Origin of the sequence: Paractinoplanes deccanensis (assembly GCF_016862115.1) — a bacterium.
GTDB lineage: Bacteria > Actinomycetota > Actinomycetes > Mycobacteriales > Micromonosporaceae > Actinoplanes > Actinoplanes deccanensis.
Window position 1 is genome coordinate 24010 of record NZ_BOMI01000030.1, and the last position, 11909, is coordinate 35918.

Sequence of the window (11909 nt, forward strand, 5' to 3'; positions counted from 1 at the left end):
CACCTGGACCATGCGGAGGGCGTACCCCGTCGGCGCGGCGCGAACCTCAGCCGAGCAAGGTGTAGACGCTCGCGATGCGGCCGCCCTCGACGAGCGCGATGTCGGTGCCGCTCACCACGGGCGGCTGCCCCTCGGGCCCGAAGTGCCACGCCAGGTAACCGAGATCCTGCACCACCCTGATCGGGCCCGCCGGCGCGAAGACGAAGCCGGGCGCCTCGTCGAGGATCTTCCGCGCCTTGGCGTCGAGCGCGTCGTAGCCGACCACCGTCTCGTCCGGATCGGAGAACCGCACCCCCTCGGTGTAGACGCGCTCGATCGCCGCGCGCCGCCGCTCGGGGTCACGCTCGTTGAAGACGTCCAGCAGGTTCGCTCGCATGAGCTCCTCGACGGTCACCTGGCGCGGTCCTTTCCCTGGTGGATTGTTAACTTCAGGCGGTGGACGGAAGCCTCGACCCCCTGGAACTGCGGGCCTGGCGCGCCTTGATCGAGACCACGGCGCTGCTGCGCCACCGCTCCGACCGCCGGCTGACGGCCGACAGCGGACTGTCCGGCAGCGACTATCCGGTGCTGGTCACGCTGCACGAGCGCGGCGACGAGCCGGTCCGCTCCACGGAGCTCGCCGACCTGATCGGCTGGGAGCAGAGCCGCCTGTCGCACCACCTGGGCCGCATGGAACGCCGGGGGCTGATCCGCCGCCAGGCCCACCGGGCGGACAGCCGGGGCTCGGAGGTCCACCTCACCCCGGAGGGCCGGGAGATCTTCCTGCGCGCGGCGAAGGCCCATTCGCTGGCGGTGCGGAGGCTCTTCGCGGACGCCCTGACGGCGGCGCAGCTGGAAGCGCTGGCCGAGGTCATGGAGTCGTTGCGTGCCCACCTCAACGAAGATACATGACACGTCATACACGCGGAACGGGCGACCGCGTCTCGGATGATGGGTCTGGCGCCGACGCCTGTGCACCCGATCGCAGTATCAGCTGGTCGCGTTCCAGCCACGATTCAAAGCCCACATGGCCGCCGGTGACGCTGCCCGCGAATGCGGATAGACGGGCGGACTGGGCGCATCAACTCGAGCGCCACTGCGCGTGAGGATGGCAGCGCTCGGCGAAGGGCTTGGCCACTCTTACGAACGATCGGCCGGGACCAGGTCGGCCAGCAGCGCTTCGATGCGGGCCTTGATCTCGTCACGGATCGGGCGTACGGCGGCGACGCCGAGTCCGGCCGGGTCGTCGAGCTTCCAGTCCTCGTAGCGTTTGCCGGGGAAGACGGGACAGGCGTCACCGCAGCCCATGGTGATGATGACGTCGGAGTGCTGAGCGGTGTCGTAGTCGAGCTTCTTCGGGGTCTGCTCGGTGATGTCGATGCCGACCTCGCGCATGGCCTCGACGGCGGCCGGGTTGATCTGGTCGGCCGGTTCGGAGCCGGCAGAGCGAACATCGACGGCGTCGCCGGCGAGGTGCCGCAGCCAGCCGGCGGCCATCTGGGATCGGCCGGCGTTGTGGACGCAGACGAACAGGACGCTGGGCTTCATCGGGTCTCCTCCGAGCGGGGCGCCGGATGGTGGACGACGACGTCGCCCGAGGCGGCGCCGGCGTGTGGATACAGCACGAGCAGCAGGCCGGTTGCGGCGAGCAGGCCGGCGAGCTGGGCGGCGATGTAGGCCGGCACGGATGACGGGGCGATGCCGGCGAACGTGTCGGTGAAGGCGCGGCCGATCGTGACCGCGGGGTTGGCGAAGCTGGTGGACGACGTGAACCAGTAGGCGGCGCCGATGTACGCGCCCACGGCGGCGGGGGCGGCTGAGGCGCGGCCGGAGCGGGCCAGGGCGACGATGAGCAGGAGCAGGCCGGTGGTGGCGACGACCTCACCGAGCCACAGGTGCCCGGCGGCGCGCTGGTTGCGGGAGATGCTTACCGCGTCGAGGCCGAACATGAGATTGGCCAGGATCGAGCCGCCGATCGCCCCCGCGATCTGGGCGACGGTGTAGCCGGCCAGGTCGGTGGCGGTCAGGCCGGTGCGGGTACGGCGGCCGAGGAACCAGTCGGCGGCGGAGACGACCGGGTTGAAGTGGGCGCCGGAGATCGGGCCGAAGGTCAGAATCAGCGCGCCCAGCGCGAAGGCAGTCGCGATCGAGTTCTCGAGCAGCTGCAGGCCGACATCGTCCGGGGACAGCCTCGACGCCATGATGCCGGAGCCGACGACGGCGGTGACCAGCAGCGCGGTGCCGAGGAACTCGGCGAGCAGCCGACGGGGCAGGGCGACCGGGTCCATGTCAGGCGGCCTCGATGCCGTCGAGGGCCGGTGCGATGCGCTCGATGCGCCCGGCCAGCTCGGTGTAGGCCGTTTCGAACGCGTCGTCGGTGTCGAGGCGGGCCGGGTCGGGCACCGACCAGTGCAGCCGCGGCCGGGCGGGGCCGGTCATGTCCTCGTGGGCGTTGTCGCAGACCGCGATGACCAGGTCTCCGGCATGAACCACCTCGTCGACGTGCGCGGTGCCGGCCGGGTCGAGCGCGAGGCCGTGCCGGTGCGCGACCGCGACCGCTCGGGGATGGACCCGGGCGGCGGGCCGGGTCCCGGCCGAGGCGACCGGCCCGCCGATCCGGTCGCGCCACAACGCGGCCGCGAGCTGCGAGCGAGCGGAGTTGCGGGTGCACACGAACACCACCCGCTCACCGGCCGGCAACCGAGGTGCGGCGAGCATGGCCAGCGCCTGCGGTTCGAGCCGCAGATACGTGCGACGGCGGTCGCCCTCCGAGCGGGTCCGCGTGACCAGGCCCGCCTCTTGCAGCACTTTGACGTGGTGTGCCACCAGGTTGGTCGGCATGCCCAGCTCGGCGCCGATCTCGCCGGGCGACGCATCGCCCAGGCTGAGGATGTCGACGATCGCCAGCCGGGCGGGATCGCCGAGCGCGGCATGGATCCGCGCCCGCACCAGCAGAGAACTATCAGCCTTCATTGAGTCAATTATCGCTGAGCTTTATCGCCAGCGTCAAGATCGTTGCGTCTGCCGGGCCGGGAGACGCTGATGGCCCGCTGCGCCGCCTGGCCCCAGAACGCGTGCAGCCGGTGGACCCGGTCGGGGCGAGCGATGGAGGGCGCTGTGCCCCCGGGCCGGGTGGGCGTCGCGCTGCCCGACAGCTGGGCACGGTGTCAGACGAAGCGGACAGGGGCCAGGCCGCCGCCAGTTGGCGGCGCGCCGGCGCGGAGGCGGAGCGAGATCAGGCGCCCGGGTCGAGCAGGGCTGACAGTTGGCGCATCAGGGCCGGGCGGGGCCTGTAGTAGACCCAGCTGGCGCGTCGCCGGGCGTCGACCAGGCCGGCCTCGCGCAGGGTCTTGAGGTGGTGCGAGATCGTCGAGCCGGAGATCTCGAAGGCCGGGGTGAGGTCGCAGACGCAGATCTCGCCGCCTGGCGCTGAGGCGATCATCGACATCAGCTGGAGCCGGACGGGGTCGCCGAGCGCCTTGAACGCGATCGCCAGGTCGGCCGCGGTGGCGGCATCGACCCGCTGCTGCGCGATGGGCGGGCAGCACTGCCGCTCCGACGTGGGGGCGGCCTCGGCGACGGAGCCTTCTGATTTCGACACACGTCGAGCTTGACATCTATCGAAACCGTGTGCAACCGTCGCTTCGACGGTCATCGAATCCGATGGGTGTCGAAATCATCGACGATTGATCTTCAAGGAGGCGGCGATGAGTGACTTGCGGTACGGGGGCTGCTCGACCGGGGCACCGCGGAAACGTACGCGTCCTGGTTCCGGGCCCTCGCGGATCCCTCGCGCGTCCAGATCGTGGAGTACCTGGCCCGGCAGGGACGGCCGATGCCGGTGGGCGAGATCGTCGCCGCGGCCGGCCTGGCGCAGTCCACCGTCTCGCAGCACTTGAAGATCCTCACCGAGGTCCGGTTCGTGCTGGTCGAGGCCGTCGGCAACGCCCGGCACCACCGGATCAACACGAACTGCATCGACTGTTTTCCGTCCGCGCGCCCGCGGTCCTGGCCATCTACCAGGCCGGGATGGACGGCGGGAACGCCAGCTTCGAGCACACCGCCCCGGCCTGGCCGGCCTTCGACGCCGGCAAACTGCCCGGCCATCGCCTCGTCGCGGTCGACGAGCACGACACGGTGCTCGGCTGGGTCGCCGTCTCGGCCGTCTCCGGCCGCGCCGTCTACGCCGGTGTGGTGAAGCACTCGGTCTACGTCGACCCCGCCGCCCGCGGCCTGGGCGTCGGCCGGGCGCTGCTCGCCGCGTTGATCGAACGCCGCAACCCGAACATCGACTGACCTGGAGACCCTCCGTGACCACCCCGCTCGACCACCTGCCCGTCGTCATCATCGGCGCCGGCCCTGTCGGCCTGGCCGCCGCCGCCCACCTCGCCGAGCGCGGCCTGCCGTTCGTTGTCCTGGAAGCCGGTGACCGTCCCGCCGCCGCGATCCGCGAATGGGGGCATGTACGGCTGTTCTCGCCCTGGCGGTACAACATCGACACCGCCGCCGCCAAGCTGCTCGCCGACGCCGGCTGGAACCGCCCCGACGACGACCGGCTGCCCACCGGCGCGCAGCTCGCCGACGACTACCTCCAGCCCCTCGCCGACCTGCCCGCCCTGCGCCCGCACCTCCGCTACGGCGCCCGAGTCACCGCGATCACCCGGTCGGGGCTCGACCGGCTGCGCACCGCAGGCCGCGCGGACACCCCGTTCCTGATCCGCCTGCACCACGGCGATGACATCCTGGCCCGCGCCGTCATCGACGCCTCCGGCACCTGGAGAACCCCGAACGTGCTCGGCGCCTCGGGCATCCCCGCACACGGCGAAGACACCGCCACGGCCCACGTCACCAGGGCGCTGCCGGACGTCGCCGGCCGCGACCGGGCCCAGTTCGCCGGCCGCCGCACGCTGGTTGCCGGCGCCGGGCACTCGGCCGCCAACACCCTGCTGACCCTCGCCGAGCTCGCCGAACAGGAACCGGGCACCACGGTCACCTGGGCCATCCGCTCGAGCAGCCCGGCGCGCACGTACGGCGGCGAGAGCGACGATGCCCTACCCGCCCGCGGCGCACTGGGCAGCCGCCTGCGCGCGTACGTCGAGTCCGGGGCGATCATCCTGCTCACGGGCTTCGGCATCCGGCGCCTCACCACCGCGGCCGACGGCATCGAGGTGTCCGACGGCACCCGCAGCGTCACCGTGGACCGGATCGTGTCGGCGACCGGCTTCCGGCCCGACCACACGATCAGCTCCGAACTGCGCCTCGACCTCGACCCGATCATGGGCTCGACCCGAGCGCTCGCACCGCTGATCGACCCCAACGAACACTCCTGCGGCACCGTCCCGCCGCACGGCGCTGACGAGCTCACCCATCCCGAGCCGGGCTACTACGCGATCGGCGTCAAGTCCTACGGCCGCGCCCCGACCTTCCTGCTCGCCACCGGCTACGAACAGGCCCGCTCGGTAGCCGCCGCCCTGGACGGGGACTGGGAAGCCGCCCGCGACGTCCAGCTCGACCTGCCCGAGACCGGCGTCTGCAACAGCAACCCGGTCCTCGGCGACGACACCATCGCCGCCGGGGGCGGTTGCTGCGGCACGCCCGCCGCGACCCGCGAGCCGGTCGCCGTCGGGCTCGCGACCGGCGTCACCGGCGGCCTGCTGCGCGCCCCGCTCACCGTGATCGACGTGTCCGACAGCCCGAACGAGCAGGCCGGCGGCTGCTGCTCCTGACCCCCGCCCGTGAAAGCCTCCGCGGCCCCGCCGGCCGGCCACCCGGCCGGCCGGCGGATCGTCGCGGTCCTCGCGATCACCCAGACCATCGGGTACGGCTGCCTCTACTACAGCTTCGCCGTCCTGCTCCACCCGATCGCCGTCGACCTGCACACCACCCCGGCAGCCGTCACCGGAGCGCTCACCATCGCCATACTCGCCTGGGCCGCCATGGCCGTCCCGGTCGGCCGGTGGCTCGACCAGCACGGCGGCCGGGCCCTGATGACCACCGGCGCGATCAGCGGCAGCCTGCTGCTGGCCGCCTGGTCCCAAGTCCACACCCTGTGGCAGCTCTACCTCGTCTTCGCCGGCCTAGGGGCCGCCATGGCCATGGCCCTCTACGACGCCGCCACCGCCGTGATCGTCTCGTGGTTCGACACCGCCCGGCGACCCCGGGCGCTGCTCACGATGATCGTGGTCGCCGGGTTCGCCAGCACCATCTTCATGCCCCTGACCGGCCTGCTCAACGACCACTACGGCTGGCGCACCACCCTCCTGACACTCGCCGCCGGCTACGGCCTGATCGCCGTACCGCTGCACGCCGGCGCCATACGCCGCCCGCCACGCCAGCCCGCGACCCTGCGGTCCACACCGGCACGACGGCGGGCACTGGTCCGCGTGGCCACCCGCGACGCCCGGTTCTGGTGCCTGGCCATCGCCTTCGTCGCGCATGCCGCCGCCATGAGCACCATGACCGTCCACCTCGCCGGATTCCTCACCACCGCCGGGCATCCCGCCACCTTCGCCGCGACGATCGCCGGCCTGCTCGGCGTCCTATCGGTCACCGGCCGCCTCGTACTCACCGCCGCCCAGCGCCGCGTCGCCTTGCCCGCCGTCGTCGCCGTCGTCTTCACCATCCAAGCGGCTGCGGCGTTCTTCCTGCCCTTGGCCGGCGCCAGCCGGCTCGGCGCGATCGCCGGCGTCACCGCGTTCGGCATCGGATTCGGCGTGGCCAGTCTCGCCGGCCCCACCCTGCTCGCCGACCGCTACGGCACCACCGCCTACGCCAGCATCGCCGGCGCCCTGACCACGCCGGTCACCGTCGCCAAAGCGATCGCCCCGCTCGGCGCCGCCGCCCTCTACACCGCCACCGGCCATTACCCGCCAGTCATGACTGCCATCGGCGCCCTCTGCCTCCTCGCCACCGCGGGAATCCTCGCCAAGAGCAACACCGCCTTCCCGGCCACCGAGCCCCGCTCAATCCCCCGCAGACGACGACCACCACGGAAGACCCGGACGGATCAGATCCACTGAGAACCCACAGCTCTGTCTGCCGGCAGCGTGGCGGGAACGCTCCGTCCCCCGGCCGTCGCGAGAACGAACGTTCTGTCTGCCTGTCGGCGCGTCACGTGATGAGCAGGATCGCCGCTACGGCGGTGGTGAAGGCGACGATCGTCCACCGCAGCGCCTCGGCCGGCAGGCGCTGGGCGACACGGGCGCCCAGGATGCCGCCGAGCATGGTGGCCGGGGCCAGGACGGCGACGGTCGCCCAGTTGACCGGGCCGAAGACGCTGTAGGTCAGCACCGTGGTGATGCCGACGACGGCGGAGAAGACGTTCTTCAGGGCGCTGATGCGGCGCAGCGTCTCGTCGAGGACCAGGGAGAGCGCGGCGATCAGCAGCAGGCCCATGGCGGCGTTGAAATAGCCGCCGTAGACGCCGCAGAAGAAGACGGCGAGCTGCACGAACAGGGCCGAGTGGTCGCGCCGCTCGGGCGGTGCGGCGCCGCCGCCCAGGCGTGCCAGGGCGCGCAGTCTGGTCTGGAAGGCCATCATCGCGGCGGCCGCCAGGAGCAGGAACGGCACCACGAAGTCGAAGACCGAGCGCGGCGTGAACAGCAGCAGCGAGCTGCCGCAGAGGGTGCCGACGACGATCGTCGGGATGATCGAGCGGACGCGGCGGGCCTGGCCGGCCAGGTCGGCACGGCCGGCGAGGGCGCTGGCGGCGTAGCCGGGCGCGACCGACAGCGCGTTGCTGACGTTCGCGGCCACGCCGGGCAGGCCCAGGGCGACCAGCAGCGGGAACGTGATCAGCGAGCCGCCGCCGGCGACCGCGTTGATCGTGCCGGCCACCATGCCGCCGCCGAGCAGGACCAGCACCTCGGCAACGGTCACGGCCCACACCACAAAACGGCACCAGAGAGGAGGGTCACGGGCGTGGCCGCGGCTCGGGCAGCACCAGCGGGGTTCCGGTCGTCGGGTCGGTGATGACGCGGGCCCGGACCCCGAAGACCTTCTCGACCATGGTGGCGTCCACGACCGACGCCGGTGGGCCCTGGGCCAGGACCGCGCCGTCGCGCATGGCGATGATCTCGTGGGCGTAGCGGCAGGCCATGTTGAGGTCGTGGAGCACGGCGACCACCGTACGGCCGGCCGTGTTGAGGTCCTGGAGGAGGTCGAGCACCTCCAGCTGGTGGGCGAGGTCGAGGAAGGTGGTCGGCTCGTCGAGCAGCAGCAGGCCGGTCTCCTGGGCCAGCACCAGCGCGATCCACACCCGTTGCCGCTGGCCGCCGGAGAGCTCGTCGACCGGTCTCGTGGCGAGGTCCGTCACGCCGGTGGCCACCATCGCGGCGGCGACGGCGTTCTCGTCCTCGGCCGACCACTGGCGCAGCCACCGTTGATGGGGGTGCCGGCCGCGGGCCACCAGGTCGGCGACCGTGATGCCGTCGGGGGCGGTCGGCTGCTGCGGCAGCATCCCGACGCGCGCCGCCACCTCGCGGGTGGAGAGCCGGTGGATGTCGCGGCCGTCGAGCAGCACCGTTCCCGCCGTGGGGCGCAGCAGCCGGGCCAGCCCGCGCAGCAGCGTCGACTTGCCGCAGGCGTTCGGGCCGACGACCGCGGTGATGCGGCCCGGCGCCACGGTGAGGTCGAGGCCGGCGACCACCGGGCGTCCCTCGTAGCCGAGGCCGAGCCCGGCCGCGCGCAACACACTCATCCGGTCCTCCCGACATGGTTGGCTCTGGCCAGCAGCCAGACGAGCAGGGGCGCGCCGAGCACCGTCGTGAGCACCCCGACCGGCAGCTCGACCGGCGCGAGCAGGCGGCGGGCGGCGAGGTCGGCGACCGCCAGCAGCGCGGCGCCGACGGCCGCCGACGTGACAAGGGCAAGACCACGTTCGCGTACGAGGCGACGGGCGATCTGGGGCGCCGCCAGCGCGACGAAGGCGATCGGCCCGGCCGCCGCCGTCGCCACCGCCGCCAGCGCCACCGCGGTCAGCAGCAGGCCGGCCCGCGCGTGTTCGGCGCGGGTGCCCAGGGCCCGCGCCAGGTCGTCGCCGAGCTCCAGGGCACGCAGCGGCCCGGCCAGCCGCAACGCCACCGGCAGCAGCACCGCGAGCGCGATCAGGACGGGCACGACCTGCGCCCACGTACGCCCCGCCAGGCTGCCGGAGAGCCAGATGGCGGCCTGCTCGGCGGTGTAGATGTTCGCGATGTTCAGCAGGTACGCGGTCACCGAGCTGAGCATCGCGGTGACCCCGATGCCGACCAGCACGAGCCGATAGCCGGTCACCCCGCGGCGGCGCGACAGCAGGTAGATCGCCGCCGCCGTCGCCACCGCCCCGGCGAGCGCGCCGAGCGCCACCGCGTGCGGGCCCGCGCCGAGCACGACGACCAGGAAGACCGCCACCACCGCGGCGCCCGCGTTGATGCCCACCACGTCGGGGCTGGCCAGGGGGTTGCGCACGACCCGCTGCACGATCGCTCCGGAGAGCCCGAACGCCGCACCGACCGCGAGCGCGCCGAGCGCCCGCGGCAGCCGCAGGTCGAGCACGACGTACGCGCTGCGCCGGGTCGATCCCTGCCCGCCGAGCAGCACCGTCAGCACGTCGGACAGCGGCATCGGGAAGTCGCCCACGCCGAGCGACACGATCATCGCCGCCAGGGCCACGAGGAGGGCGGCGACCGTGGCAACCACGGCGCGCGAATCCGCTCTCAAAGCGAGGCCAGCCCGCGCCGGCGCACCAGCGCGACGAAGAACGGCGCCCCGGCGATCGCCGTCACGATCCCGGCCTGCACCTCCTGGGGCCGCGCGATCACGCGGCCGAGCACGTCGGCGGCGAGCAGCACGATCGGGGCGATCACCGCCGAGTACGGCAGCAGCCACCGGTGCGCGGGACCGGCGATCGCCCGCGCCATGTGCGGCACGGTCAGCCCGACGAAGGCGATCGGCCCGGCCAGCGCCACCGCCGTGCCCGCGAGCACCACGACCCCGAGCGCCGCGGTGGCCCGCCCCGCGGCCAGGCCCTGCCCGAGCGAGCGGGCCATGTCGTCGCCGAGCGCGAACGCGTCGAGCGCCCGCGCCGAGGCCACCGCCAGCACCGCGCCCACGGCCAGAAACGGCAGCGCCGTGCGGATGACCGCCGCGTCCGCCGAGGTCAGCGCCCCCACCGACCAGTAGCGGTAGGCGGTGAACGTGTTGATGTCGAGCAGCGTGAGCGCCGTGGTCAGCCCGCCGAGCAGCGCGGTCGCCGCCGCCCCGGCCAGGGCCAGCTTCACAGGGGTCGCGCCGCCGCGCCCCAGCGAGCCGAGCGTGTAGACGCCGGCCCCGGCCAGCGCCGCCCCGGCGAACGAGAACCACACCCAGCCGCCGAACGTGTGCACGCCGAACACGGCGATGCCGAGCACCACGGCGAGCGCGGCGCCCGCGTTGACGCCGAGCACCTCCGGGCCGGCCAGCGCGTTGCGGGTCACGCCCTGGAGCAGTCCCCCGGCGACGCCGAGCGCCGCCCCGGCCAGGATGCCGACCAGGGTCCGCGGGACGCGCAGGTATGCCACGATGCGCTGCGCGTCCGAGCCGTCCGGGTGCAGCCAGGTGCCGAGCGCCGCCCGTACCCCGATGGTCTGAGTGCCGACGAGCACGGACACCAGCGCGGCCGCCGCCAGCAGAGCGACGGCCGCGACGAGGCCCAGGGCGCGGCGGCTCAGAACCGCTCCGGGTGCAGCAGTTTCGCCAGGCTCGCGACCGCATCGGCGTTGCGCACACCGGGCGTGACCTCGGCGAAGGTGACCGCGTAGACGCGGTTGTCGCGCACGGCCGGCACGTTGGCGAGCGCCGGGTCGGACTTCAGCCCGTCGATGACGCTCTGCGCGCCGCCGGGGCCGACGTCGGCGCCGCAGCAGGCGGGCACCACGATGACGTCGGGGCGGCGTTTGATCAGTTCCTCGGTGCCGATCCGGGTGAGCCGGCCCGCGACGTCGCCGAACGCCTGCGTACCGCCGGCCTTCTCGATGATCGTGGTGGCCACGTCGCCGGTGCCGAAGACGCGCAGCTCGCCGCCGCCGGGCCGGTTGAGCATGGCGACGCTCGGCCGCGACACGCCCGCGAGCTTGCTCTCCGTGTCCGCGACCGTCTTCTTCATCTTCTCGACGAGCGCTCGCGCCTCGGCCGTCTTGCCGAGGACCACGCCGAGGTTCGTGAGGTCGCCGTAGACGCTGTCGAGCGAGACGTCGTTGGCGGCCAGGTCCTTCTGGTCCTTGCCGTCGGCGGACGGGCAGTACTGGCTGAACAGGTACGACCCGATGCCGATCCGGTCGAGCTCGGCGCGGGTGCCGAGCCCTTCGGCGGTGAACGCGCCGGTGAAACCGGAGACGACGAAGTCCGGGTCGAGCCGCAGCACCTCCTCGCGGCTCGGGTATTCCTCGGGGTAGTACGCGGGCTTCTTGAGGTCCGGGTGGAACCGCGCGGCATAGTCCGGCAGCAGCGGATTGTCGAGATACGCCGCGCCGACGAGCCGGTCGCCGGCGCCGAGCGCGTACACGGCCTCGACCCCGTTGTGGAACGCCGCGAAGATCCGCGCCGGCGGCGTGCCCGTGGGCACCGTCACGCCGCAGTTCGTGATGCCGGCCGCGGGCGCGGCCGAGCTCCGGGCCGGGCCGGAGCAGCCGGCGAGAAGGAGACCCGCGGCCAGGACGGCAGCGAGCCAGGACAGAGGGGACCGTACAGCGCGCACGCGCATCGGGACCGCCTTCCAGCACCTCGTGGACGGGTCGTTGCGGTGCCGTGGCCGGTCTCCTGGCTGACGGGTGACGCTCCGGCGGCCGGCCTTCCCAGGCGCACGCCCAGTGACCTCGCGGTGGCCGCCGGCATCCCGTTCACAGTGGCGAGGGCCGCGCCGGTCTCACACCGGCTTCCCGTTCACCACGGCAAGATCACCTTAGCCGTACGGG

General features: G+C 73.1%; 13 protein-coding genes, 2 pseudogenes and 1 riboswitch. Of the genes and pseudogenes, 5 read left to right on the forward strand and 10 right to left on the reverse strand.

All coding sequences use genetic code 11. The features are described from left to right. Positions 1-46: 46 nt before the first annotated feature. A complete protein-coding gene (locus Ade02nite_RS08970; RefSeq protein WP_239168649.1) occupies positions 47-394 on the reverse strand; it encodes a nuclear transport factor 2 family protein in 348 nt (115 codons plus the stop codon). Between the two features lie 41 nt (positions 395-435). Here Ade02nite_RS08970 and Ade02nite_RS08975 point away from each other — a divergent pair, with 41 nt between their 5' ends. After that, complete coding sequence (locus tag Ade02nite_RS08975) at positions 436-891, forward strand: MarR family winged helix-turn-helix transcriptional regulator (protein ID WP_203761087.1); 456 nt, start codon at positions 436-438, stop codon at positions 889-891. Between the two features lie 228 nt (positions 892-1119). Here Ade02nite_RS08975 and Ade02nite_RS08980 read toward each other — a convergent pair whose 3' ends face one another. The 4 genes from Ade02nite_RS08980 to Ade02nite_RS08995 all read right to left on the reverse strand — a co-directional run bounded on the left by Ade02nite_RS08980 (position 1120) and on the right by Ade02nite_RS08995 (position 3580). Beyond that, a complete protein-coding gene (locus Ade02nite_RS08980) occupies positions 1120-1527 on the reverse strand; it encodes an arsenate reductase ArsC (protein ID WP_203761088.1) in 408 nt (135 codons plus the stop codon). After that, positions 1524-2267, reverse strand: coding sequence for an aquaporin (locus Ade02nite_RS08985; protein WP_203761089.1), 744 nt, complete (start codon positions 2265-2267; stop codon positions 1524-1526). The genes Ade02nite_RS08980 and Ade02nite_RS08985 overlap by 4 nt, the downstream gene beginning before the upstream one ends. 1 nt (position 2268) lies before the next feature. Continuing rightward, positions 2269-2952 carry an arsenate reductase/protein-tyrosine-phosphatase family protein gene (locus Ade02nite_RS08990; protein ID WP_203761090.1) on the reverse strand — a complete coding sequence of 228 codons (684 nt, stop codon included), beginning with the start codon at positions 2950-2952 and terminating at the stop codon, positions 2269-2271. 262 nt (positions 2953-3214) lie between these two features. Continuing rightward, positions 3215-3580 (reverse strand): ArsR/SmtB family transcription factor, encoded by a 366-nt coding sequence (locus tag Ade02nite_RS08995; protein WP_239168650.1) that lies wholly within the window; start codon positions 3578-3580, stop codon positions 3215-3217. Between the two features lie 129 nt (positions 3581-3709). On the opposite strand from Ade02nite_RS08995, the pseudogene Ade02nite_RS09000 reads away from it, so the two are divergent. From Ade02nite_RS09000 to Ade02nite_RS09015, 4 genes and pseudogenes are all read left to right on the forward strand, one after another. Further along, positions 3710-3976, forward strand: a pseudogene (locus Ade02nite_RS09000) (ArsR/SmtB family transcription factor); the annotation flags it as partial. A gap of 32 nt (positions 3977-4008) precedes the next feature. Next, positions 4009-4248: pseudogene (locus Ade02nite_RS09005) on the forward strand (GNAT family N-acetyltransferase); the annotation flags it as partial. A 41-nt stretch (positions 4249-4289) separates the two neighbouring features. Further along, positions 4290-5705 (forward strand): FAD-dependent oxidoreductase, encoded by a 1416-nt coding sequence (locus Ade02nite_RS09010; RefSeq protein ID WP_203761093.1) that lies wholly within the window; start codon positions 4290-4292, stop codon positions 5703-5705. A 9-nt stretch (positions 5706-5714) separates the two neighbouring features. Continuing rightward, a complete protein-coding gene (locus Ade02nite_RS09015) occupies positions 5715-6998 on the forward strand; it encodes an MFS transporter (RefSeq protein ID WP_203761094.1) in 1284 nt (427 codons plus the stop codon). A gap of 91 nt (positions 6999-7089) precedes the next feature. Here Ade02nite_RS09015 and Ade02nite_RS09020 read toward each other — a convergent pair whose 3' ends face one another. The 5 genes from Ade02nite_RS09020 to Ade02nite_RS09040 all read right to left on the reverse strand — a co-directional run bounded on the left by Ade02nite_RS09020 (position 7090) and on the right by Ade02nite_RS09040 (position 11698). Then, positions 7090-7857, reverse strand: a complete 768-nt coding sequence (locus Ade02nite_RS09020; protein WP_203761095.1) for a sulfite exporter TauE/SafE family protein — start codon at positions 7855-7857, stop codon at positions 7090-7092. A 34-nt stretch (positions 7858-7891) separates the two neighbouring features. Next, the gene (locus Ade02nite_RS09025; RefSeq protein ID WP_203761096.1) at positions 7892-8677 is read right to left on the reverse strand and encodes an ABC transporter ATP-binding protein; all 786 of its coding nucleotides are present in this window, start codon (positions 8675-8677) and stop codon (positions 7892-7894) included. Continuing rightward, positions 8674-9657 carry a FecCD family ABC transporter permease gene (locus Ade02nite_RS09030; protein ID WP_239168651.1) on the reverse strand — a complete coding sequence of 328 codons (984 nt, stop codon included), beginning with the start codon at positions 9655-9657 and terminating at the stop codon, positions 8674-8676. Before Ade02nite_RS09030 ends, Ade02nite_RS09025 begins: the two co-directional genes overlap by 4 nt. Positions 9658-9674: 17 nt before the next feature. Then, a complete protein-coding gene (locus Ade02nite_RS09035; protein ID WP_239168652.1) occupies positions 9675-10601 on the reverse strand; it encodes a FecCD family ABC transporter permease in 927 nt (308 codons plus the stop codon). A gap of 62 nt (positions 10602-10663) precedes the next feature. Continuing rightward, complete coding sequence (locus Ade02nite_RS09040) at positions 10664-11698, reverse strand: ABC transporter substrate-binding protein (RefSeq protein ID WP_203761097.1); 1035 nt, start codon at positions 11696-11698, stop codon at positions 10664-10666. 29 nt (positions 11699-11727) lie between these two features. Further along, a riboswitch (cobalamin riboswitch) is annotated at positions 11728-11900 on the reverse strand. Positions 11901-11909: the final 9 nt, after the last annotated feature.

Bases quoted from the DNA above. Each gene is read 5' to 3' on its own strand.
- Ade02nite_RS09040 (WP_203761097.1), bottom strand. From the start codon at position 11,698: ATGCGCGTGCGCGCTGTACGGTCCCCTCTGTCCTGGCTCGCTGCCGTC.
- Ade02nite_RS09025 (WP_203761096.1), bottom strand. From the start codon at position 8,677: ATGAGTGTGTTGCGCGCGGCCGGGCTCGGCCTCGGCTACGAGGGACGC.
- Ade02nite_RS08990 (WP_203761090.1), bottom strand. From the start codon at position 2,952: ATGAAGGCTGATAGTTCTCTGCTGGTGCGGGCGCGGATCCATGCCGCG.
- Ade02nite_RS08980 (WP_203761088.1), bottom strand. From the start codon at position 1,527: ATGAAGCCCAGCGTCCTGTTCGTCTGCGTCCACAACGCCGGCCGATCC.
- Ade02nite_RS08985 (WP_203761089.1), bottom strand. From the start codon at position 2,267: ATGGACCCGGTCGCCCTGCCCCGTCGGCTGCTCGCCGAGTTCCTCGGC.